General features: G+C 51.3%; 20 protein-coding genes, 3 tRNA genes, 3 pseudogenes and 1 other annotated feature. Of the genes and pseudogenes, 7 read left to right on the forward strand and 19 right to left on the reverse strand.

Annotation, left to right across the window (positions count from 1 at the left end):
* From DWX91_RS16675 to DWX91_RS11630, 15 genes and pseudogenes are all read right to left on the reverse strand, one after another.
* A pseudogene (locus tag DWX91_RS16675) lies at positions 1-539 on the reverse strand (hypothetical protein); the annotation flags it as partial.
* Positions 540-669: 130 nt separating this feature from the next.
* Positions 670-1,590: a nucleotidyltransferase family protein gene (locus DWX91_RS11570; protein WP_022358659.1), complete on the reverse strand. Its 921-nt coding sequence runs from the start codon at positions 1,588-1,590 to the stop codon at positions 670-672.
* A 294-nt stretch (positions 1,591-1,884) separates the two neighbouring features.
* Entirely contained in the window at positions 1,885-3,126 is a 1,242-nt protein-coding gene (locus DWX91_RS11575) for a glycoside hydrolase family 10 protein (protein ID WP_117796524.1), read from the reverse strand.
* 331 nt (positions 3,127-3,457) lie between these two features.
* Positions 3,458-4,127: pseudogene (locus DWX91_RS11580) on the reverse strand (V-type ATP synthase subunit D).
* Positions 4,128-4,240: 113 nt separating this feature from the next.
* Positions 4,241-5,614 (reverse strand): V-type ATP synthase subunit B, encoded by a 1,374-nt coding sequence (locus tag DWX91_RS11585; RefSeq protein WP_022358662.1) that lies wholly within the window; start codon positions 5,612-5,614, stop codon positions 4,241-4,243.
* Complete coding sequence (locus tag DWX91_RS11590) at positions 5,615-7,384, reverse strand: V-type ATP synthase subunit A (protein ID WP_107000825.1); 1,770 nt, start codon at positions 7,382-7,384, stop codon at positions 5,615-5,617.
* A gap of 24 nt (positions 7,385-7,408) precedes the next feature.
* Positions 7,409-7,728 (reverse strand): annotated as a pseudogene (locus tag DWX91_RS11595) (V-type ATP synthase subunit F).
* Positions 7,721-8,677, reverse strand: coding sequence for a V-type ATPase subunit (locus DWX91_RS11600; RefSeq protein ID WP_412693897.1), 957 nt, complete (start codon positions 8,675-8,677; stop codon positions 7,721-7,723). Before DWX91_RS11600 ends, DWX91_RS11595 begins: the two are co-directional and overlap by 8 nt.
* 180 nt (positions 8,678-8,857) lie before the next feature.
* Entirely contained in the window at positions 8,858-9,313 is a 456-nt protein-coding gene (locus tag DWX91_RS11605; RefSeq protein WP_243024481.1) for a V-type ATP synthase subunit E, read from the reverse strand.
* Between the two features lie 45 nt (positions 9,314-9,358).
* Positions 9,359-9,826 carry a V-type ATP synthase subunit K gene (locus tag DWX91_RS11610; protein WP_022358667.1) on the reverse strand — a complete coding sequence of 156 codons (468 nt, stop codon included), beginning with the start codon at positions 9,824-9,826 and terminating at the stop codon, positions 9,359-9,361.
* 2 nt (positions 9,827-9,828) lie between these two features.
* Positions 9,829-11,511 carry a V-type ATP synthase subunit I gene (locus tag DWX91_RS11615; RefSeq protein WP_412693898.1) on the reverse strand — a complete coding sequence of 561 codons (1,683 nt, stop codon included), beginning with the start codon at positions 11,509-11,511 and terminating at the stop codon, positions 9,829-9,831.
* Positions 11,512-11,528: 17 nt separating this feature from the next.
* Positions 11,529-11,843, reverse strand: a complete 315-nt coding sequence (locus tag DWX91_RS18190) for a hypothetical protein (RefSeq protein ID WP_412693899.1) — start codon at positions 11,841-11,843, stop codon at positions 11,529-11,531.
* A gap of 19 nt (positions 11,844-11,862) precedes the next feature.
* Positions 11,863-12,234: a hypothetical protein gene (locus tag DWX91_RS11620; protein WP_147354401.1), complete on the reverse strand. Its 372-nt coding sequence runs from the start codon at positions 12,232-12,234 to the stop codon at positions 11,863-11,865.
* Positions 12,235-12,507: 273 nt separating this feature from the next.
* On the reverse strand, positions 12,508-13,449 hold the full coding sequence (locus DWX91_RS11625; RefSeq protein WP_118471572.1) for an AEC family transporter: 942 nt from the start codon (positions 13,447-13,449) through the stop codon (positions 12,508-12,510).
* Positions 13,450-13,873: 424 nt separating this feature from the next.
* A complete protein-coding gene (locus DWX91_RS11630) occupies positions 13,874-14,746 on the reverse strand; it encodes a methionyl aminopeptidase (RefSeq protein WP_118471574.1) in 873 nt (290 codons plus the stop codon).
* Positions 14,747-15,041: 295 nt separating this feature from the next.
* Between DWX91_RS11630 and DWX91_RS11635 the strand changes: the two genes are divergently transcribed.
* Both DWX91_RS11635 and DWX91_RS11640 read left to right on the forward strand, forming a co-directional pair.
* Positions 15,042-16,307: a DUF4118 domain-containing protein gene (locus tag DWX91_RS11635; RefSeq protein ID WP_118471576.1), complete on the forward strand. Its 1,266-nt coding sequence runs from the start codon at positions 15,042-15,044 to the stop codon at positions 16,305-16,307.
* A gap of 1 nt (position 16,308) precedes the next feature.
* Positions 16,309-17,019, forward strand: coding sequence for a response regulator (locus tag DWX91_RS11640; protein WP_118471578.1), 711 nt, complete (start codon positions 16,309-16,311; stop codon positions 17,017-17,019).
* 216 nt (positions 17,020-17,235) lie between these two features.
* Here the strand turns inward: DWX91_RS11640 and DWX91_RS11645 are convergent, their stop codons facing one another.
* Positions 17,236-18,045: a hypothetical protein gene (locus DWX91_RS11645; RefSeq protein WP_107000835.1), complete on the reverse strand. Its 810-nt coding sequence runs from the start codon at positions 18,043-18,045 to the stop codon at positions 17,236-17,238.
* A gap of 206 nt (positions 18,046-18,251) precedes the next feature.
* Positions 18,252-19,193, reverse strand: coding sequence for a DMT family transporter (locus DWX91_RS11655; protein WP_118471582.1), 942 nt, complete (start codon positions 19,191-19,193; stop codon positions 18,252-18,254).
* 139 nt (positions 19,194-19,332) lie between these two features.
* Here DWX91_RS11655 and DWX91_RS11660 point away from each other — a divergent pair, with 139 nt between their 5' ends.
* The 4 genes from DWX91_RS11660 (at position 19,333) to DWX91_RS17510 (ending at position 21,420) form a co-directional block, all read left to right on the forward strand.
* Complete coding sequence (locus DWX91_RS11660) at positions 19,333-20,016, forward strand: YitT family protein (RefSeq protein WP_243099038.1); 684 nt, start codon at positions 19,333-19,335, stop codon at positions 20,014-20,016.
* A gap of 96 nt (positions 20,017-20,112) precedes the next feature.
* Positions 20,113-20,185 (forward strand) — tRNA-Gly (locus DWX91_RS11665).
* 102 nt (positions 20,186-20,287) lie between these two features.
* Entirely contained in the window at positions 20,288-20,950 is a 663-nt protein-coding gene (locus DWX91_RS17505; RefSeq protein WP_243034064.1) for an SLC13 family permease, read from the forward strand.
* Positions 20,923-21,420 (forward strand): hypothetical protein, encoded by a 498-nt coding sequence (locus DWX91_RS17510; RefSeq protein WP_243034065.1) that lies wholly within the window; start codon positions 20,923-20,925, stop codon positions 21,418-21,420. Before DWX91_RS17505 ends, DWX91_RS17510 begins: the two co-directional genes overlap by 28 nt.
* Before the next feature lie 183 nt (positions 21,421-21,603).
* On the opposite strand, the gene DWX91_RS11675 is transcribed toward DWX91_RS17510, so the two are convergent.
* Positions 21,604-21,674: transfer RNA gene (locus tag DWX91_RS11675), tRNA-Gly, on the reverse strand.
* Positions 21,675-21,696: 22 nt separating this feature from the next.
* A tRNA-Phe gene (locus DWX91_RS11680) sits at positions 21,697-21,769 on the reverse strand.
* A gap of 286 nt (positions 21,770-22,055) precedes the next feature.
* Positions 22,056-22,306, forward strand: a binding site (T-box leader).
* 189 nt (positions 22,307-22,495) lie between these two features.
* Between DWX91_RS11680 and DWX91_RS11685 the strand changes: the two genes are divergently transcribed.
* Entirely contained in the window at positions 22,496-23,476 is a 981-nt protein-coding gene (locus DWX91_RS11685) for an ABC transporter substrate-binding protein (protein WP_243022419.1), read from the forward strand.
* Positions 23,477-23,619 lie beyond the last annotated feature (143 nt).

Below are 23,619 nucleotides of genomic sequence, written 5' to 3' on the forward strand. Positions count from 1 at the left end.
CCCGGCGGCGGGGGCGGCGGTCCCCACGGATTTCCCGGTCCTCCCGGGCGCGGTCCCGGCGGCGGACTCCATGGACGGCGCTCCTGCGCGGTCAGATTCGGCTCATCCGCCTCCCACACCATATATCCAGCGTTTCCGCCCTTCTGTTCGCCCCGAAGTGGTCCATACCATACATCATTTCCAGGAAGATGCGGCTGTATGCTGGTTCCCGCCAGATTCTCTTCTCTTTCTCCACCAGGAGAATCTATTTTCAGGGAATTTTCCACCATCGCCGTTCCTTCTTCTGTGGATACGGTGCCCACGTCCGCCGCCTTTATATAGGTCGTCAGTGTATCCGTCCTTTCCGTTGCAGCCGGATAAACCTTCTGCCATTTTTCCAGTGCCCGTTTTGTCAGTTTTTCCAGAAAGATCCGATCCGGATATTCATCATAGATGGGACTCCCCTCATACTCCAGCTCATCACAGACCGCTTCCACGCAAAGCTGCATCTGCTTACATGCAGCCGGATAAAGACTCTTAAAATATGCAAAATCCTGCATCGGACTGCCATTCCCCCTTAATTCAAGGCTTACATGGTATCCTATGCAGGATTTATGCGTATCATGTTATTCTCACGTACCGTTTTTCACGTTATCCTCTGCACAGCCGAATCAACTGTTCCTCAAATTATCAAAACAGTTTTTCCGGGTACACGCCCTCACGGATCAGCGCCCGGATCGACTCCGTCACGCTCTCCTTATCCTCACGGTAGGTCACACCAAACCAGCAGTCGTGCGTCTCCAGAAGTTTCACCCTTGCGCGCCCGTCGTGGATCATCTGATCGATGATCGTCGGAAGCAGGTACTCCGACTTCACGTCGCCCTCTTTCAGCCCCGCAAGAAACTCTGGAAATCCTTTTTCCAGCTCCTCCACAAAGCCCGGTGTGAGTCCCCACATATTCATCGATACATGCTGGTTCTCCTGAACCGAAACCGGATTCCCCTCTTTGTCCGTCGCCGTCATGCCGTCCGCTGTCTTCTGGATATTGTAGGTTTCGGTTACGCGTTTTAAAATCTCTCCCTCGCCCACCTCACAGACGCCGCGTGTCACGCCGCCGTTCTCGCTGAGCGTATTTGCCAGAATAAAGCCGCCCATGCAGATATCATACACCGGTGCGTTCACGTCCATCTGTTCCACCATGTATGTATGAATCTTTCGGAACACTTCTTTTCCATAATAATCATCCGCATTGATCACCAGGAATGGCTCTTCGACCAGTCCGCGGATGCTCAAAATCGCCTGTCCAGTTCCCCACGGTTTTTTCCGGTCTGCCGGGACACTGAATCCCTCCGGTACATCCGAAAGCTCCTGGAATGCGTATGTCACCGGCGCAATCTTCTCAATCCGGTTCCCGATCACTTCTTTGAAGTCCTCCTCCAAATCATGACGGATCACAAAGATAATCCGGTCAAATCCAGCTTCCAGCGCGTCATGGATAGAGTAATCCATAATGATCTCCCCATTCGGACCCACTGGCTCCAGCTGTTTGATCCCTCCGCCAAAACGGCTTCCGATTCCGGCTGCCATAATGACAAGTGCTGTTTTTTTCATCTTCCCTCTCCTCGTCTGTATATTTGCTGCCATCTGAACATTATGTAAACAACAACATTTTTACTGCAATCGTATGTCCAGTATAGCACAGAACCCCTGTGGTTGCAATCATCCACAGGGGTTTCCATTTCCCCAACAAGGTATCATGGTTACCGTTCACGGGTAGGCACTTTTGGAACTGAAAGTGCCGTAAGAAAACGTGGTGGCAGCAGGAATTTGCCGTATTTAAATGCGAAGCCACGGCAAATTCCGTTACTGGGCACGTATGCGTGAACAGTAACTATCTGGGAGCACTTAATGGAACAGCGCCGTCACATTCGCCACTTCCTCCGCTGCCGCCGCACGCGTCAGGGACGATAAATCATAGAAGCAGTAACCGCTCACCTGTCCGGTTGCCCGTCCAGCCTGCACCTCGCGCTTCATGATATCATGATACCGCTGCCACTCCGGCACCTCGTTGCCGTCCACTGCATCTGTTCCGGTCTTATAGAGCGCCAGACCGACATACAGCTTCACATTGCCCTTCTTTTTCAGCGTCACCCACTCATTCAGGCAGTTTGCAAACGCATAGCCCGCTGCCTGGCCGTTCTGCTTCGCCTCAAATCCCCAGTAAATCTGCGGCATCAGGTAATCCACATAGCCGCTCTGGGTCATCCACGCATCCACATCTGTAAACTGGCGGGTATCTTTTCGGAGGTTCTGTAAATATCCCTCCGGGCTGATACCGAACAATGCCTGCGGACGGATCGACTTGACCGCACTATAAACGCCCCTTACCAGCTCATTGACATTATTCCGTCTCCACGCCGCCACACTCAGCGATGTGCCGCCCGCCTGGTACTCTGGATAATCAAACCATGTTTCCGCCTTGCTGTCATCGAGATTCGGATAGAAATAATCATCAAAATGGATGCCGTCCACCTCATAATTCGTCACGATCTCTTTCACACCGTCAATAATCAGCTGGCGCACCTGCGGAATCGCCGGATTGTAATAATACTCACCATTCTGGCACAATACCCACCGGTCATTCGAACTGTCCCCGTCCTTCGCCCACGCGATCGCCGGATTTGACGCACACAGATCCGAATAACGGTTCAGATACCCCGTGATCCGGTACGGATTGATCCACGCATGAAGCTGCAAGCCCCGCTGATGCGCCGCCTGCACCGCATATGCCAGCGGATCATAGCCCGGATTCTTTCCCTGTTTTCCAGAGGCAAATTTCGACCACGGGAAATACTGTGACGGATACATCGCATCTCCATCCGGGCGAACCTGTAGGAAAACCGCATTTAACCCCTTCTGTACACAGAGATCCAGTGTCTGATCCATCGCTTTCTTATAACCAGCCTCATCCTTCGCCCATCCATTCCAGTCCAGATACGAAACCCAGACACCTCTCATCTCTCCACTTCCAGGACTGCCGCCCGATACCGGACCCGCATACGCCTTCGAAACCGGCAGGAACAACATCCCCACCGCCAAAAGAAATGCTGCCACCCAGCCGATCGCCCTCTGTACCTGCTTTGCCATGCAAAATTCCTCCCCTCATTTCCTCCTATTCTACCAAATATTTCCAATAAATACTTTACTTTTTTCTGTCTCTTTTATTTTTCCAATACACAGGGACGAGCCCGCGAGGTCCGAACCGCCTTTCATATATCTTTGTACGCATCTTGAACACAGGTGTCCGAACAGGGCGGACGCAGTCCGTCATGGGCGAACATCTGTAGTGAAAGCAAGCGAACAAAGGTATATCGAAAGGGCGGTTCGAACCTCGTGGGCTCGTCCCGTCATTTTCACAACTATGTGCAAAAAGCCTCCCCTGACAGCCCTAAAGCCGCCAGAAGAGGCATTTTCATCATCACGAACAAAGCTCCCGCTTCTCCTTATAATGATGCTTCTCCTCCAGCATCATATCCTTCACCTTCATCAGGCGGATCTGCGTGCTTCTCTCATTTTCATCCAGCTTCATCGTAATATATTTGATATTTTTGCGCGCCTCCGGAATAATTACGTGTTCCAGCGCATTGACTCTCCGGCGCGTTTTCTCGATCTCGGCAGCCATGAGCTGGCAGGCTTTCTCTGTCTCGGACAGCCGCAGCATATCCGGCAGAATGTCCGCCAGCGACTTGACTGCCCCGTCCAGATCGCTCGAAGTAAACGCAAATCCATACGAGTAAATATCGTTCTCATCCGCCGTCCGGGTCTTATAATGGAACACCGGAATATCGACGCTCATTACATTTTTCTTGTCTGCTTCCAGATAAACCGCCTGTTTCGGCGCGGCAAGCGCGGTATTTAACGCCTGCTCGGACATCCCGGCTTTGGCGATGACGAAATTCACATTCGCACTCCGGATACCCGCCTCCACTTTCTGGCGCAGCGCCATATTTCCCGGACCAGATCCAGGAACTGCGCATCAGCTCATCCCGCTTATCCTTCAGCAGTTTATGTCCCCGCGTGGCTGTCGCCAGCTTCTTTTTCAGCCTCGTAAGCTCCATTCGGGTCGGGTTGACCTGTGTCGATGCCATGCGTACCACCTCTCTCCTGCAATCACTTTGTCACAACAGATCCGCCAGCTCCCGCAGCCGCGTTATGACACGCCGCTTTCGTTTTCAAGCGCATCCGCCATGCACAGGCATTTTTACTCTTTCCCATAATACAGATCCAGATACTTCTCATCGATACGTTTCAGCTCGCTTCTCGGCAGGATGGAAAGCAGTTTCCAGCCAATCCGCAGCGTCTCCTCGATATCGCGGTCCGTATTGTAGCCCTGGGAAACATATTCTTTTTCAAAGGCGTCCGCAAATTTCGCATAGATTAAGTCAACATCGGACAATGCCGCCTCGCCCAGGATCACCATGAGTTCCTTCGCTTCCTTGCCGCGCGCATACGCCGCAAAGAGCTGGTTTAAGGTGTTCGAATGGTCGGCACGCGTCTTGCCCTCGCCAATTCCCTTATCTTTCAGACGGGACAGCGACGGAAGTACGTCAATCGGCGGTGTGATGCCCTTGCGGTACAGATCACGGCTTAAGATAATCTGTCCCTCGGTAATATATCCGGTTAAGTCCGGAATCGGGTGCGTCTTGTCATCCTCCGGCATGGTTAAGATCGGAATCATCGTGATCGAACCATTCTTGCCTCTCTGGCGTCCGGCTCTCTCATACAGGGATGCAAGATCCGTGTACATATAACCCGGATAACCACGACGTCCCGGAACTTCCTTGCGGGCAGCCGAAATCTCTCGCAGCGCATCCGCGTAGTTTGTGATATCCGTCAGGATAACGAGAACGTGCATATTTTTCTCAAATGCCAGATACTCGGCAGCCGTCAGCGCCATACGCGGGGTCGCGATACGCTCAACCGCCGGATCGTTTGCCAGGTTGATAAACAGGACGGTACGGTCGATCGCGCCCGTCTCCTTAAAGCTCTCGGTAAAGAAATGCGCTTCCTCAAAGGTGATACCCATCGCCGCGAAGACAACGGCAAACGGTTCGTCCGTGCCGCGCACCTTCGCCTGTCTCGCAATCTGGGCTGCCAGATTCGCATGCGGCAGACCGGACGCCGAGAAAATCGGCAATTTCTGACCGCGAACCAGTGTATTCAGACCATCGATCGCGGAAACACCCGTCTGGATAAACTCCTGCGGATAGCTTCTCGCCGCCGGGTTCATCGGCAGACCATTGATATCGCGGCGTTCCTCCGGCAGGATCTCCGGACCGCCGTCGATTGGATTGCCCAGACCGTCAAAGACGCGTCCCAGCATATCCTCCGATACGCCAAGTTCCATCGTTCTGCCTAAAAAACGCACCTTACTATTTGAAAGGTTGATACCCGTGGAACTCTCAAAAAGCTGTACCAGCGCATTGCCGCCGTCGATCTCCAGCACCTTGCAGCGTCTCTTTTCGCCGCTCGCCAGCTCGATCTCACCCAACTCGTCATAGGTAACATTTTCCACGCCCTGCACCAGCATCAGAGGACCTGCAACCTCCTGTATGGTTCTATATTCTTTCGGCATTTAGAATGCCCCCTTTCCAGCCGCATCGGCAACCTCTTTCGCAAGTTCATCGAGGACCGCCTGATACTCTTTCTCCACGTCTTCTGCTTTCGTATATTTAAAACGTCCGATCTGCTCGCGCACCGGCATCTTGATGAGATTCTGGATGGAAGCGCCGCCTTCCAGCGCTTTCTTCGACTGCTCATAGAACGCCAGCACCAGCTTCATCATGCGGAACTGTTTCTGCAATGGTGTATACGTGTCAATCTCATGGAAGGAGTTCTGATGCAGGAAATCCTCACGGATCGAGCGCGCCGCTTCCATTTTCAGGCGGTCGATCGGGGACAATGCATCCATGCCGACCATCTTTACGATCTCCTCCAGCTCTGCCTCTTCCTGCAGAAGGCTCATAAGACCCTGGCGGCAGCTCATCCACTCATCCGATACATTCTCATCAAACCATTTTCCCAGATTGTCCACATACAGGGAATAGCTGGTCAGCCAGTTGATCGCCGGGAAATGGCGCTTGTATGCCAGCGCTGAATCGAGTCCCCAGAATACCTTGACGATACGCAGCGTCGCCTGGGAAACCGGCTCGGAAATATCGCCGCCTGGCGGGGATACGGCTCCGATTGCGGACAGGGCGCCCTCGCGTCCGTCCCTGCCAAGGCAGATGACATGACCTGCACGCTCATAGAACTGTGCCAGACGGCTTCCTAAGTAGGCCGGATAACCTTCCTCGCCTGGCATCTCTTCCAGACGGCCCGACATCTCTCGCAGCGCCTCCGCCCATCGGGAGGTGGAATCCGCCATCAGTGCCACCGAATAACCCATGTCGCGGAAATACTCTGCGATCGTAATACCCGTGTAAATTGATGCCTCGCGGGCTGCTACCGGCATATCCGAAGTATTGGCAATCAGCACGGTCCGCTGCATCAGGGAGTGCCCGGTCTTTGGATCCTTTAACTCCGGAAACTCATTTAAAACATCCGTCATCTCGTTGCCGCGCTCACCGCAGCCGATGTAAACAACAATGTCCGCTTCCGCCCATTTCGCCAGCTGGTGCTGGATGACGGTCTTGCCGCTTCCGAACGGTCCCGGCACGGCTGCCACGCCGCCCTTGGCGATCGGGAAGAATGCGTCAACGACACGCTGTCCGGTGATCAGCGGTTTTACCGGCGGCAGCTTCGTCTGGTACGGACGTCCGCGCCGAACCGGCCATTTCTGCATCATTGTAAGCTCTTTTTCGCCGTTTTCCGTCTCAATGACCGCTACAGTTTCCTCCACCGTAAATTCACCGCTCTTGATCTCTTTGACGGTACCTTTTACACCATACGGCACCATAATCTTATGCTCAATGATCAGCGTCTCCTGCACGGTACCGATGATGTCGCCTGCTTCCACGCTGTCGCCCGCTTTCACGGTCGGCACAAACTGCCATTTCTTATCACGCTTTAAAGACGGAACCTCAACGCCGCGCTTTAAGTTGTTGCTGCCCGTCTCCTTCATGATATCGTCCAGCGGCCGCTGGATTCCATCGTAGATACTCGTCAGGAGTCCCGGTCCCAGTTCAACCGAAAGCGGCACATCCATCGACTCTACCGGCTCGCCAGGTCCTAAACCGGAAGTCTCCTCATATACCTGAATCGACGCTTCATCTCCGTGAATCTCTATGATCTCGCCAATCAGACGTTCGTCGCTAACGCGGACGACGTCAAACATATTGGCATCCCGCATCCCGCTGGCGATAACCAGCGGTCCTGCTACCTTCTTTATCGTTCCTTTGCTCATTGGAAGGTTTCACCCACCTTTCTATCATGCATCTCCAAACAGAATATCCGATCCAACTGCCTGTTCCACCGAATGCTTGACCGACTCCACGCCTTTTCCCGTATTCCCGGAAATCCCCGGAATCAGGATCACGGACGGAAGCGGCTGTTCCCGGTAGCGTCGATGGCTGTCTCAATCCCGGCAGCCGCCGCCTCGGTGATATAGATCACCGCGTAGGAACCAGAAGCCAGTTCCAGAAATACTTTCTCCGTCTCTTTTACATCGGACACCGGAAATGTCTCCAGTCCCAGCGCCGCAAATCCGTAGATGCTGTCGTAATCTCCGACTACTGCAACCTTATACATACATCTCCCTTATCCTTTCTCGAATCTGTTCCTCCTCAAGACCGTTCAGACGGGCGGTCAGGATGATACGGACCGTTTTAATCTCATTTTCCTTCGCCAGCACATAGGCAACCAGCGGTCCCGCCGTAAACGGGTTGTATTTCTGCGGCTTGATCGTCTCGATCAACTGATTGTCACACCACCGCTCAAACGCCGACGGCGATTCCTTTAATGCCTGCGCGCCGCCCGCATAGCGGGTTCCTTCCAGATACTCGCAGATCGCGCCGGCGCCGCCAAGAGCTGCCTGTGACAGGCGCTCGATATTCAAGCTATCGCACGGTGTCATCGCGCGCCGCATAAAATCCAGATGTTTTCCTGTCTTCTGGGATCGCACCGCTATCTTGATATCCGCCACCGCGACCGTCGTCTCGGCATAATCGCGGATGATCGCGTCGGACGCATTCTTTCCGCACTCATAGATAGCTGCGAGCGCCGCCCGGTCAACGATGATATCGCAGAGCTGCCCGTCGCTCGTGTGCAGAAATGTCTCGCTGGCTTCCTTCGCCGCCTCCCGCATATGTGCCGGAAGCGCCTGCCAGTCCTTCTCCGCCACGATCTTCGCCATCCGCACGCCGTCCACCTCGCAGTCGTCAAAATAGACATTGCCGTGGCTGCCCGGCGCCGCCGCATCCTTGATCGCCGCCTTTAAATTGTGGTAGAGATCCCCGTAGGAAAGCACTGCCAGGATCGCGTCGTCGCCCTTCAAAAGGTCGCGGACCGTCTCCCAGGTTTTCGTCTTCTCCCGGGTCAGGATCGCCTCCGCGCTGAGCGGTGTATCTGCATCCCCCCAGCCGTGTTCGGTCAGGAAACGCAGCGCCCCCTCGTAGCTTTTTACGGACAGCAGCTGTTCAATCTGTGCGGAGGAAAAAAGCCCATTTTCCAGTGCCCGGATCCGCGACCGCGTAGGCATATTTTGTATCAGACATATAAGCCCTCCTTACCTTCTCCCGCCGTTATCCAAACAGCATCGCATGTACCTTGTCCGCCAGCTCATCCCGCTGCGACGCAAACAACGCCCCGGCAGAACAATTTTCCTCGACGCCGCCGTACACCAGAACAAAGCCCCCGTCGATCTCCCTCGGTTCTTTTTTCAGTACCAGCTTCCGCCTTTTTCCTGCGCCGCCTTCTCTATCTTTGCCGGAAAATCATCCGGCATCCGCTCTAAATCACGTTTTGAAACATAGATTTCTCCTGCCCGATCCGTCACGAACCGGGAAAGAAGCTGCTCCATCCATGCAAAATACGCCTCATCCGGCTTTGCCAGCAGCTCCCTGTGTGCCGCCGCAAGCATTTCCTCGATGATCGCCTGCTTTGCCGCAAGGATCGCCTGGCGCTTCTTTAGCGCCGCCGAAGAACGAAGCCGTTCCTCATAGCTTTTTTCACGCTGCGCCGCCGATTTCGCCTGCTCTTCCTCCAGCTTTTTTACCTTTTCACCGGCTGCCGCAAGGGTCGTCTCCGCTTCACCGGCTGCTTTTTCCTGAATCGCAAGCGATTCCTGCTTTGCATCGTCAAGGATCTGAGCAATAATCTTATCTAATCCATTCATACGCTTCACTCCTTAACTGATTTTGATTCTTTCCGCCGTGCCAGATTACAGTGCATTGATTGCCAGAATCGAAACCAGAAGTGCCAGAATCGCATAGGTCTCAACCATCGCCGGGAACAGCATCGCTTTACCAAACTGTTCCGGTTTCTTCGCTACGATACCGATGGAAGCAACCGACGTTCTTCCCTGATGTCTCGCCGATACCAGGCCAACCACGCCGATCGGAAGGCATGCTGCCAGATATAAGAGTCCCTGGGAGATCGACATGCTCATGTCAGCGCCGCCGCCAAGAAGACCAATCTTAGAAAGAGCGATGAAACCAACCAGCAGACCGTAGATACCCTGGGTACCCGGAAGCAGCTGGAGCAGAAGCACCTTCGCGAATTTATCCGGATCCTCGGTTACGACTCCGGCTGCTGCCTGACCTGCCACGCCTACGCCGTAGGCTGAACCCATACCTGCAAGAATAACCGCCACTGCAACTCCCAACAATGCAAATACAATTCCGCTCATATTTAATCCTCCTTGATTTCCACGTATTTTGTTATCTGCTTAAACGGACGGAACGCCTTTCCGCCACCCTCATAGAACTTTCCGAAAAACTCGACGTACTGCAGACGGCAGGTATGCACATACGCGCCGAGCAGGTTGATCGCCAGGTTAAACAGGTGTCCGAAGCAGAATACCAGTATAAATACAATAACGCCAAATACATTATTTCCAACCATACTTCCCATCTGGTTGATAACCGATGCGATAACGCCGGTTGCCAGTCCGAGCGCCAGAAGGCGCGAATAGGAAAGCACATCCGACACCCATCCGGTAATATTATACAAATCATATGCGCCAAGCGCCAGCCGCAGGATCGGATTCTTCTTGTCGCGCGCCGACATCACCAGAATTCCCAGCGCGCCCACGATCGCCATTCCCTTTGCCAGCGAATTAAGCACCGGCGGGAATACGATATTCATCTGCGCGATGGAACCAAACAGTTCCGTCGGAAGCAGCATCAGGATCAGCCCCAGAAGCAGGAGGTACCAGAGTACCACGTCGCAGATAAAATCCACAACCTTGCCATCCTTTAAGAGCATATATCCTTTCAGTCCCAGCCCCAGGAATAAGTGAATCACGCCAAATAACATCGAATAAACCAAAAGCTTCATCGGGTCATTTAGCGGGACAAACCAGAGCGCCGGTATCGTCACCGTATGTCCAAAATACGTCCGGCTCACGATGTCCACCGCATCTCCGAAATAACCGCCGAACATGACGCCCCAGAACAGGGTCGAAAGTCCGCAGTACATAAAGAGCCGCAGTGATTTCCGCAGGTTTTCTTCCATCCTTGGAAATTTCTTAAGTGCCAGGAAGCACATCAAAAATACAATAAATCCGTATGCCGCATCTGAAAGCATCAGACCAAACAAAAATACATAGCACGCTGCCATGATGCCGGTCGGGTCCATCTCCCCCTTCGCCGGTAAGCCAAAGGACGCGGTCACGCCCTCCGCCGACGCCGCGAAGGTTCCGTTGGAGAGAAGCACCGGTGCTTCCTCATCCTCCGGCACATCCGAACTTTCCACTGCAAGTTCAAACCGGCTATTCAGCTTCTCCTCCAGTCCTTTCGCATCGCGCTTCGGGATAAATCCCGTGATCATACACGTTTTTTCCGACTGTAAGATCTCGCCGAGCGCCTCATACTTCTGTGCCCTCAGGCGGTAATAGTCGGATAACAATTTCAAATCTTCCCTCGCCGGAGCGCACTGTTTCAGTTCTTCTTCCGTCGCTGCCGCGCGTCCCTCATGCTCTGCCGCCTGCGCTTTGAGTTTCTTAGCGTAAGCTGCCGGAACTTCCTCCACCGGACGCGCCGGACGGGCAAATCCAATCGACCGGAGTGCTGTCTCCAGCTTCTCCTCGTCCTCTTTCAGGCAAATTACCGCAATGCAGGTCTGGTCGGCATCGCTTCCGACAACCTCCAGCTCCCATTTTTCAAGCTGCGGCTCCTGTTTTGCCACCGAAGCGTAAATTTCTTCCTGCGTATAAGCGCCTCCGCCGACCGCGCCAGCTAAGATAGCACACCGTTTCGTCTCCTGATACGCAAGTGGAATCTCCAGCTTCTGCCACGGTTTCAGGCTTTCCGCCTCCGCCAGCAGTCTAAGCGCCGCAGTCTTTTCCTCCGTGATCTGCTTTTGCAGGTTCAAAATGCGTTCCGCCTGACCTAAAAGCGCCTCTGCGTTCGCCTCCGTCTCCCGGTACGCGCCTGCCTTTGCAAGCGGCTTTCCGGCAAGCCCAGCAAGCTCGATGTTTCCTCCGGAACCACCGCGGCAAGCACTTCCAATGCGCGATCCGCCGTCGCCGCATTTCGCTCAAACTTCTGCCGATCCTCCAGCGTGTCCGTCCGCTTAAATACCTCGTCCGGCTCCGCCTCCGCAGAGAGCTCCATCACTCCGGCAGCCTGCAGAAACTCCATCAGGGACTTACGGTCCTTCTTCAGGGCACAGATACATAGCTTTTGCATCTGCAATACTGCCATATCTACATCCCTCCATTCACTAGACCAGTTCCGCTATGAGCCGGTCAACCACCTCCGGTTTCCGTCTGTCCGCCGTCTCTCTGAGCGTCTGACACTCCGCCTCGGCTTCTGCCAGTGCCTGTTTTACGTACTCCTCCCCTCTGAGAGTCAGTTCTTCTTCCTGCTTCACAGCTGCTTCTTTCCCCCTTTTCTGTGCATCTGCGAGCATTCGATCCGCTTCTGCCTCCGCCTCCGCTTTAACGCGGCGTGCATCCTCCGAAGCCTGCGCGACCAGTTCCGATGCCTTCGCCTCTGCGTCCTCGACCGCCTGGATCGTCTCCTTGATCATTGAACCACCACCTTTTCCCCTAATTTTTTTCAACAATAATGCAATATCCTTATTATGTTTCACATCCTCCCATTCCATACAATTCGCTGATTCGAAGCATCAAAAGCACATGGAAAATAAATAAGTTTTCTCGCATTTGTATACTATTATAACTTTTTCAATCAGTTTTGTCTATTAAATGTTTTAATTTTGAAAAGATTATACATACATCTTAATTTATGAAAAAAAATTTCGGTTCTCATGAAAAACAGTGTTTGTTTCCACAAAAAAAGCTGCCAGACAATTGTTGCTCTTCCACAAACCACTGTCTGGCAGTCCCCTATTATATATTTATTTTTATGCGAGCCACCCGATCGAATTAAGGAAATAGACCCACAAAAAGATCGTCACAACCGAGGCGACCGTGCTCAACACGACAAACTGTCCCGCCAGCTCGCCGTCGCCGCCCATGTTCTGCGCCATCGCATAGGACGCCGTCGCAACCGGAGTCGCGTACATTTCAAAGTAAACAAAACGTTCCACACCGGAAAAGCCGAGCAGCGTCGCAACCGCCAGAATCACTGCCGGCAGGATCACCATCTTGACGGTCATCGACGGAACCACATATTTCAGATTGCCGCCGATCGCATTGAAATGCAGCGTTCCGCCCAGTACGAACAGTGCCAGCGGCGTTGTCAGATTGGCAAACTGCTTGATCGGTCCTTCCACGGAAACCGGAAGTTTAATCCCTAACATATGGAAGATAAAGCCCAGGAGCGCGCCGCGGATCATCGGATTTTTCAGGATATTCTTAATCAAAACAGAAACCGGGACCTTGCCGCCCCGGAACAATTCCAGAATCACGACCGCCGTTATGTTGTAGACCGGAATCACGATCGCCACCATCATCGTCGCCAGCAGTGTTCCCTCCTCACCGAACACGCTGGTTGCCAGCGGAATGCCGAACAGGACGAAATTGCTGCGGTAAATCGCCTGGATGATAACGCCGCGCCGCTCATTTTCCTTTACCAGACGCGGAACCACAGCAAGCAGAACCGCCTGCAAAAGCAGCACGCTGATAATGGCGACTGCCACCAGACGCAGATTTAATGTCATTCCCTCCGGAATGGAATACAGGTTGTTAAACATCAGAATCGGAAAGAATGCCTGAAAGATCACTTTATTCAGGCGCTTCATAAAATCCTCATCCGCCAGCCCCGACATCCTGACTCCATATCCAAATGCGATATAGAGCAGAAACGGAAGGACTGTATTAAGTGCAAATAAAAAATTTTCCATATAATTCCTGCCACTTTCTTCTTAATTGCTTTGTTCTGGACGCGGTTTCTATCCAGTCAGACCGCACCCCTTTAATCACCAGATTTATTATATACCCCATCCAAGAAATCGACAAGAAAAATTCAAGCGCGCCAGCCTCATAAACAGTTCCGAAAAAGTTTCGAATTATGTAATACTCGTTTAGATTTATTTTAGATATTGGTCAAAATATGGACACAATTATCCAGTATTATAATGGCATAACATCAATGAGGCAGATGACACTACAAGATGCGCGCAATCGTTATCTGGCTCGACTAACAACAATTTCCTTTATATAGATATTTCTTCGCAGTCTTTTATCCCCCTTCGGCTGTGAAGAACACCCACCTTGGGTACAAAAAAGAGACGGTTTGACGCCGTCTCTTTTTATGTACTCTGCAAACTACCAGGAAAGCACCTCATGGCCATCCTCGGTTACCAGCACCTGAATCTCCCACTGGGCGGATGCTTTTCCATCCTTCGTGTATACACTCCAGTCGTCATCGCCGTCCACGAATACTTCCTCGGTTCCCTCGTTGATCATCGGCTCGATCGTGAACATCATGCCCGGTGCAAACATCATGCCGGTGCCTCTCTGACCAATATATCCAACCCACGGGTCCTCATGGAACTCGATGCCAACGCCGTGACCGCCGATCTCACGAACCACAGAATAGCCATTTTCTTCCGCATGCTTCTGGACCGCTTCCGCCATATCGCCCATGAAGCCCCACGGTTTTACCTGCTCCAGACCTAATTCCACGCACTCTTTGACAACATCCACCAGTTTTTTATGTTCCGGGCTGACATTTCCGATGCAGAACATACGGGAAGAATCCGCATAATAGCCGTGATAAATGGTCGAAACATCCACGTTGATGATATCGCCATCCTTTAATACGACATCTGCTGACGGAATGCCGTGGCAGACCTGAGCATTGATGGATGTGCACACGCTCTTCGGGAATCCTTCATAGCCAAGCGGCGCCGGGATTCCGCCCATGCGGGTCGTCTCATTATATACCCACTGATCGATCTCCTCGGTTGTGACGCCAGCCTTGATATGCTCAGCCACATAATCCAGAACTGCCACATTGATCTTGCAGCTCTCGCGGATCCCCTCGATCTGCTCCGGGGTCTTGATCATGTCGTGATCCGGAATCTGGTGTCCGGCATCCGCCGCCTCCATCAGCTTCTCATCAAATGCCTCATGGCAATGTTTGTACTTCTTTCCACTTCCACACCAGCACAGATCATTTCTTCCTAATTTTTTCATCTTATTTTCATTCCTTTCGCCCTGCACTCCGGCAGCCCGTTTGTCACTCTCTAACAGGCGGGTCAGCCTGCTTCCCTCAATCGGGAGACTGTTTGGAGTTTAACACACTGACGCTGAAAATGCAATGAAATCACCCTTATCCAGCCAGATTCTCAATAATTGTGTTACTGTTTTTATCCCAAATTTTCACGATTTTTTCAACTTTTTAACAGTCTTCCTCTCTATTTTTCAGAAGAAACATTGTATAATAGAAGCATCCATATGAATTTTTTGAAAGGAGACTTTCTTTATTTAAATGAAACATTCAAGTAAATCTTCTGTTTCTGGAACTTCCAATGAAACTTTCCTGAAAACAGAATCAGCCAGCAGCCTTCAAGGTTCAGCCGAACCCAACTCTCCGGACACCAGCATTTCCAATGGTGGCAAAACACATCCACACAAAATTGACGCCTTAAAAAATTGGTTCCGGACCCGCCCGATCGTTGAAAAATTCTGTGCGCTTCCGACATACATACAGAGCTGGGGACTTACCCTGTTTTTCATGGGTACCGCCACGATCATCGCGTTCTGCTTTTTTCATGCGCTCAAAAATCCGACTGCCAACATCGCGCTAACCTACATTCTGGCGGTCTTTTTGGTAGCGCGTTTTACAGACGGATACAGCTTCGGCCTGTTCTCCTCCTTTGTCGGCGTTGTCTGCGTCAATTTTCTGTTCACGTATCCGTATTTCGCGCTGGATTTCACGATGGCCGGCTATCCGATTACCTTCGTGGCAATGTTTTCAATTTCCAGCATTACAAGCGCCATCACAAGCAACATGAAAACACAGGCGCGCGTGCTGGCAGAACGTGAAAAGATGCTGATGGAAGCGGAAAAAGAAAAGATGCGGGCGAACCTGCTGCGGGCAATCTCCCATGACCTCCGCACCCCGCTTACCAGCATCATCGGTTCCAGTACCGTATATCTGGAAAATGGCAGCAGCCTCCCGGAGGTTGAGAAAAATGCGCTGGTGCGCCATATTCTTGAGGATTCCAACTGGCTCTTAAACATGGTTGAAAACCTGCTCTCCGTCACGCGTATCAACAATGAGACGGCAAAGGTAACTAAGACCTCGGAACCAGTCGAGGAAGTTCTCTCCGAGGCGATGATCCGCTTAAAAAAGAGACTTCCAGACGCCAATATCCATGTGCGCGTGCCGGAGGAATTCCTGATGGTCCCGATGGACGCCGTCCTCATCGAACAGGTTCTCATCAACCTGCTGGAAAATGCCGTTGTCCATGCTGAAAGCACCGAGCCGATCGAGTGCTATGTGGAATCACTTTCCGACTATGCGATTTTCCACGTGCGCGATTACGGCGTCGGCATCCCGCCGGAGAAGCTGGCAACCATCTTTGACGGCTCTTCTTCCACGACCAGCACTTCGCCGGATGGACGAAAGGGCATGGGAATCGGGCTTTCCATCTGTAAAACGATCATTCTCGCCCACGGCGGCGAAATCAAGGCAATCAACCACACGCACGGTGCCGAATTTTACTTTACCCTTCCAAAGGAGGACAAATAACATGACACATAAACTTTCTATTTTATTAGTAGAAGATGAAAAAAACATCTGCGACTTCATCTCCACTTCCCTGTCCGCACAGGATTACCGCATTTCCACCGCACACACGGGAAAAGAAGCTCTTCCGATCATCACGTCCCAGTGCCCGGATCTGATTCTCCTCGACCTGGGGCTTCCAGACATGGACGGCATGGAGATCATCCGCCAGGTCCGCACCTGGTCCAGCGTCCCGATCATCGTCCTCTCCGCCCGCACGCAGGAACAGGAAAAGGTACGTGCGCTCGACCTCGGCGCGGATGATTATCTGACCAAGCCGATCGGCACCTCCGAGCTTCTCGCGCGCATCCGGACTGCCCTGCGCCACAGCAACCGCTTAAACACAGCTTCTCCGCTTTATAAGCGCCCATTCCATGCAAAGGGACTGACGATCGATTTTGAAAAACATCTGGTATCGGTTGATGGAAGGGATGTCCATCTGACGCAGATCGAGTTTAAGATTATCTCCCTGCTGGCGCAGAATTCCGGCAGAGTCATGACGTATGATACGATTATTTCGAATATCTGGGGTCCCTATGCGGACGATGATAACAGTATTCTGCGCGTAAATATGGCACATATTCGAAGGAAACTGGAGCAGAATCCGGCGGAACCGCAGTATGTGTTTACGGAGATCGGGATTGGATATCGGATGATTGAGGATGAGATGCAGTAATAGATAGATTGATTGATTGTCGTGATGCGGAAAGAGGCGTCCGGGAATCTGCGCCGCCTGCGTCTCCAATTATCATTGTTCGCTTGCTTTCGCTACATCTGTTCGTCTGGATCGGACAAAAATGTCCGCCCCAGCCGGACAGCTGGCGTGGGATGCGTACAATCGATAATTGGAACGCTGGCTTTTGATTGTCTATTTTTGTTTTTGTCTGTTTTTTTATTCTACTTCGCTTTCAATGACTCCATCGTATAAACCAATTAAGTCTTCATAGCCATCCGTGGATGGAAGGGTCACTACGACCGGCTCGCCCGGGTTCTGGACTTCGGTCTCCATCAGAGTAATGCAGGTCATTGGCTGGTCGAGGACTTCCATGTTGTATACGATATAGTTTGTCATATAGATAATGTAATCGTTGTCATCCAGCACGTAAGCGCCTTTCATTTCCTGGATGTTCATGTCCAGATTGACATCGGTGCCGAGTGTGTTCATCACGGTTCCGAGGGCTTCTTTGACGTTCTTGTTTAGCTTCTTTGGATTTGCCTCATATGCCAGCACACGTTTTCCATTGACCTCGTTTAAGGAAATGCCCTTCATATAGCTGGATTCCATATTGCTGGTGTTGACTCCGGTCTGGACGGAGGATATGATCTGCTCTAATGGCATCGGGTATTTCAGTTTGACACCGTTGGCATCTACGTAATAGTAGCCGTCCGTATAAAAAACCTGTGAATAGCTGTCCTGTCCCAGAATCGAGGAAGCGACCTGTGCCAGGTACTTGAGATCGGTGGTATCCTGCATATCCATCTCTGCATGCATCGCCATATCAACTTTCATCTGACCGTCCGGAATGACATCCTTTGCAAGTATGACCGAATGGACGCCGCTCTGAATCTCCGCGGACTGAATCGTATTGTTCTTCTCCATCACCCGGTCAAATACCTCCGCCGGATTTTCGGCTGCAAATGCGGTTGTTGACATCGTCATAATGGCTGCTGCACTCACAAGTGCGGTTGCTAATTTTTTCATCCCTGTTTCCTCCTGTCTGCTGCCGGGCTTATGTCGTATTTCCCTATATAACTTTCTGCCCTATCTATAACCCATTTTCGAACTGTGTCGGCAACCCAGCTTTTGTTCCTGAAATTCACGTTTCTGGACACGAAAACCACTCCGACTTTATCTTCAGTATATATAATTTGGCATCGCTTGTAAACCATATCGGCGGATACTTTCCCTTACATTTTTATTACATCTGACGGCTCTTTCGATTCCAAAAGTGCCTGCTTTTGAGTATTCTTTCTTTTCCGGTTATTATATACAAACATGAAAATTGCCATCAGGCAGATAATTCCATATCCGAGGAAACTCCAGCCGTCCGGCACCTGCCCGAAGATAAAGAAACCGAGCATCGTCGAGAAGATCAGCTGCGAATAATCGTAGATGGAAATACGGCTCGCCGGGGCATAGCGGTATGCCGCCGTGATCGCAAACTGTCCGCCCGCCGCCGCGCAGCCCGCCAAAAGCAGGATCCCCATCTGCTGCCAGGTCATCGGATGATAGTCAAAAATCAGCCACGGCAGCACAACCACACAGGAAAATACCGAGAAAAACAGCACGATCACCGGTCCCTTTTCTCCTGCCTCTCCCAGTTTCCGCACCATCGTGTACGCCGCGCCCGCGCAGATGCCGCCGAAAAAGCCCAGCAGCGACGGCACAAGTGCCAGATTGGAGAATGTCGGCTTTACCACGAATATACTGCCGAGAAACGCACCGAAGATCAGCGAAAGCTGAATTGGCATAACTTTTTCCTTTAAGATCAGCCAGCTGAACAGCACTGTAAAAAACGGCGACATTTTATTTAGAATCGATGCGTCCGCCAGCACCAGATGATCCACCGCATAAAAGTTACACAGCACTCCCATCGTGCCGAAAATTGACCGCATCAGAAAATACGGCAGATTTTCCCTGCGGATACGAAACGGCTCTCCCGCCCGCAAAAGCAAAACAACCGCTGCCAGCGCCGCCACAAGATTGCGAAAAAAACTCTTCTGCATCGACGGCAGATCGCCCGCCAAATGTACAAACATACTCATCAGCGCAAAACAGAACGCAGACAGCACCAGGCAAGCAATTCCGCGGTATTCCTGCTTCCGGATGTCCGGATGATTTTCTACCATGTTTTCATTCCCCTTTCCGTCTTCCTATCTTCCAGTATACGCACATCCCACATTTTTGTCTATTCTTGACACAAATTTGTTTCCATACTAAAATAGAGAAACCATTAACAACACTATCATTTGTAAGGAGCCTGTTATTTTGCTGAAATTATTCCATTCCCTCGATTTAAAACTAAAATCCTGCCTGATTGCACTGTTTGGAAGTGCATTTCTGGCATTTGGCCTGTACCATGTCCATTCCTTTTCCGGTGTCACCGAGGGCGGTGTCTTAGGAATGACGCTTCTGCTTGATCACTGGTTCCATATCTCCCCATCCGTGTCCGGCTTCATCATGAACCTCGCCTGCTACGCGATGGGATGGAAACTTCTGGGGCGGCAGTTCATCGCCTACTCCATTCTTTCCAGCGCCAGCTTCTCCCTGTCTTACCGGATCTGTGAGCAGTTTCCGCCCCTGTGGCCGCAGCTTGCCGATATGCCGCTTACCGCATCCCTGCTCGGCGCGGTCTTCGTCGGCGTCGGTGCCGGGCTCTGCGTGCGGATCGGCGGTGCCCCGGGCGGGGACGATGCGCTTGCGATGAGCCTTTCCCACGTGACGCACATCAAAATCCAGTGGATCTACCTCCTGTCCGATTTTGCTGTACTGGTGCTTTCACTGAGCTACATTCCGTTAAACCGCATGGTATATTCCATCCTCACGGTACTCCTGTCCGGACAGATCATCGGGTTTGTGCAGACCGCGGGAACACATCCAGTGGAAAATATGGAACTTGATCGTTTTCATACGGTTCTCCCGGTTTCAAACGTGCCTACCCGTGAACAGTAATGAATTTTCTATATTTTTTGATTTTTTTAAAAAAACGCTTGCCAAATCAACCGACCTATGATATTATATAACTCGTTGAAGCGATGCTTCAGAAATGCGCGAGTGGCTCAGTTGGTGGAGCGCGACCTTGCCAAGGTCGAGGCCGCGGGTTCGAGTCCCGTCTCGCGCTCTCTTTATTTTATAGCGGAAACCTTTTCATTTTCATGAGGGTTTCCGCTATTTTCGTTACTGGTCACAGTTACACTTTTTCTTTTCAAGGGAGTATTTTACCATGATACAAAAAGTAAGTTCTTTTCTCAAAAAGGATACCGTTTTAACCATCGCCCTGGCTCTGGCTGTCCTTTCCATGTTTATCATACCACCGTCCGCCGGATACCTGAAATATCTGGATCTGCACACACTGATCCTGCTCTTTGGCCTGATGACAGCAACCACAGGCCTCCAAAACATCGGTTTCTTTCGACAGCTCGGGGAATTACTGCTGCTTCGAATCCATTCACTCAGGCAGCTGGAACAGCTTCTGATTCTTCTGTGTTTCTTTTCCAGCATGCTGATCACCAACGATGTGGCCTTAATTACCTTCGTTCCATTTGCTCTGGAACTACTGCGGATGGTAAACCGCAAAGACCGGATCGTTCCGGTTGTCGTCTGCCAGACACTGGCAGCCAATCTCGGCAGCATGACAACTCCGGTGGGGAATCCCCAGAACCTGTATCTGTATTCCCACTTTGAGCTTTCACTTGATACATTTATCCGGAGCATCGGTCCATTTTCGCTGCTTTCATTGGTTTTGCTGCTGCTCGTCACAATGTTTACACCAAGGGAGACTATCTCACTAGATACAGCCGGTAGAGATACACCTCCGATGAGACCTTTCCTAAACGCTGCCTTTTCTGCTGTCTGGGAATGTTTTTCCTGTGCCTTTGCACCGTAGCCGGTCTTCTGCCGCTTCCAATCCTGTTTATCTGCATTCTGGCGATTGGCTGTCTGGCAGACCCGAAGATCTTCTGTCAGGTGGATTACTCTCTCATCCTGACTTTTATCGGATTCTTCATCTTCATCGGGAATCTGAAACACATTCCTGCGGTAAGCTCCCTGCTTTCCAGTATGATCACGGGACACGAAGTGATAGTCTCCGTTCTGGCCAGCCAGGTAATCAGCAACGTTCCGGCCGCCATCCTGTTGTCCGGATTTACCGAAAAAGGAGTTTCCCTTCTGATCGGAACTAACCTCGGCGGTCTCGGCACCCTGATCGCATCCATGGCGAGTCTTATTTCTTACAAATATATCGTCCGCTCCTGCCCAGAGAAAAAAGGAATCTACTTCCGCTGGTTCACGATTGCAAATGCGGGATTTCTAGCAGTCCTGATGGCGGTATATTTTCTGGTTTTTTATAGCATCTGATAAAAAAGAATGTGCCTTGGCACATCCGGGCGTCTCGCGCGGTCGCTTGCGACATGTTCCTGCTTCGCGCGAGTGCACATCCTCGCGGAGCGTTTTTTGTTTCATAGGACGTAATTTCCTATGAAACAAGAAAGCCCCCAGAGCGGCAACTCTGGGGGCTTTCTTAATTTTAAACAACAAAAAAGCGGGTGATGGGAATCGAACCCACGTATCCAGCTTGGAAGGCTGGTGTTCTACCATTGAACTACACCCGCATGATAAATTATGAAATTGTAATGCCCAGAACCGGAATCGAACCAGTGACACGAGGATTTTCAGTCCTCTGCTCTACCAACTGAGCTATCTGGGCATCCTGAGGAATCCTGTGATTCTCATGTTCGCTCTTGTTCAGCGACATGAGTTATTATACTAGAGAGTCTTTTAAATGTCAACTATTTTTTTCTACTTTTCTAAATTTTTTCAAAAACTTTTTCAACTTGCTGTTCCTGCCGCACAGCCAGCGTCCACATCTTCATCTCCAAATTTTCCGTAAACAATGGAAAAACCGACTCTTTTTCATTTTCCTGCATCTTTTTGATTTTGATGGTTGACAAATCCTTTTGGGTGTGTTTATAATGCATGTAACGAAGAACACAGATAAACCGATGAGGAAGAGGAGTATCTGACCTATGTATCGCCACAGAGAGTTCCGGATGGTGGAAACGGAACGCCTTACCGTCAGTGAATGGACTTCCGAGGGCAGCCTTGAACGATTGTTTCAGTAGGGGCTGACGGGACCCCACCCGTTATCCATCGGGGCACGTATGATGGTACGTGTAAGCGAGTGGACATTTTCACAAATGTCAATTTGGGTGGTATCGCAGAAGTTTACGCTTTTGTCCCATGTATGGGGACAGAGGCGTTTTTTAGTTTCTGGAAACATTCTCAGTAAAATCTTTCATCACGGCGCGCGGCGCCAAACCAAAGAGAATCTTCTTTCCAGACACATTCTTTACTCTGCTCCGGCAAGGCAGACTGATACATCTGCCATCCAAAACAAATATCAAAATAAGAATAAAGAATGGAGAAAATGACTATGAAAAAGAATCTGAAAAAATTATTTGCACTTGGATGCACCGCAGCCCTGACACTGACAACCGCAGGATGCTCTTCCAGCACATCCAGCAACGCTTCCGAAGCAGACACCACCGCCGAAACCTCTCAGGAAGCTTCCGCGGACAAAGAAATTTATAATGTAGCGATTGTCAAACAGCTCGACCACGCTTCCCTTGATGAGATTGCAAATGCAGTCGAGGCAGAGTTAGATAAAATCGCCGAGGATAACAATGTAACCATTCACTACGAACTGTACTCCGGCCAGAATGACCAGACGACCTTAAAGCAGATTGGTGATCAGGCGGTTGCTGACGGCGTTGATGCCATCATCCCGATTGCAACCCTGGCTGCACAGGTAGCGACCGTATCCGCACAGCAGACCCAGACACCGGTTGTCTACGCCGCTGTTTCCGATCCGGAAGCCGCTGAGCTGACCGGCATCGACTATGTAACCGGTACCAGCGATGCGCTGAACACCGAGAAAATCATGGATATGATTTTTGCCGCAAACCCAGATGTTAAAAATGTGGGGCTTTTATATTCCTTATCCGAGGCAAACTCAACCAAACCGATCGCGGATGCAAAGGCATACTTAGACGAAAAAGGCATCTCCTACACCGAGCAGACTGCAAATACCAACGACGAAGTAATTACCGCTGCCTCCTCCCTGGTTGCTGACAAAGTAGACGCTGTCTTCACTCCTACCGACAATGTCATCATGGCAGCTGAGCTGGCTATCTTCAAGGATCTGGCCGATGCAGGCATCCCGCACTATGCCGGCGCTGATTCCTTCGTCCGCAATGGCGCATTTGCCACCTGCGGCGTCAACTACACGGCTCTTGGTACACAGACCGCTGACCTTGCTTATCAGGCAATCACCGAAGGCATGGACGGCATGGAAGACTACTACACCGCAGAAGGCGGCATCGTAACCGTAAATACCGAGACTGCAAAAGCCTGAATATCGACACAGCTGTATTCAAAGATTTTGGCGATGTTGTAGAGGTTAGGACCACCGAGGACTAATACACCCTCATCCGGCAGCACTTTGATTTTCATTTGACTGACTTTCATGTACTCTCAGAGCCGTAAGACAGACCAGAC

Origin of the sequence: Clostridium sp. AF22-10 (assembly GCF_003478725.1) — a bacterium.
Lineage (GTDB): Bacteria > Bacillota > Clostridia > Lachnospirales > Lachnospiraceae > Otoolea > Otoolea fessa.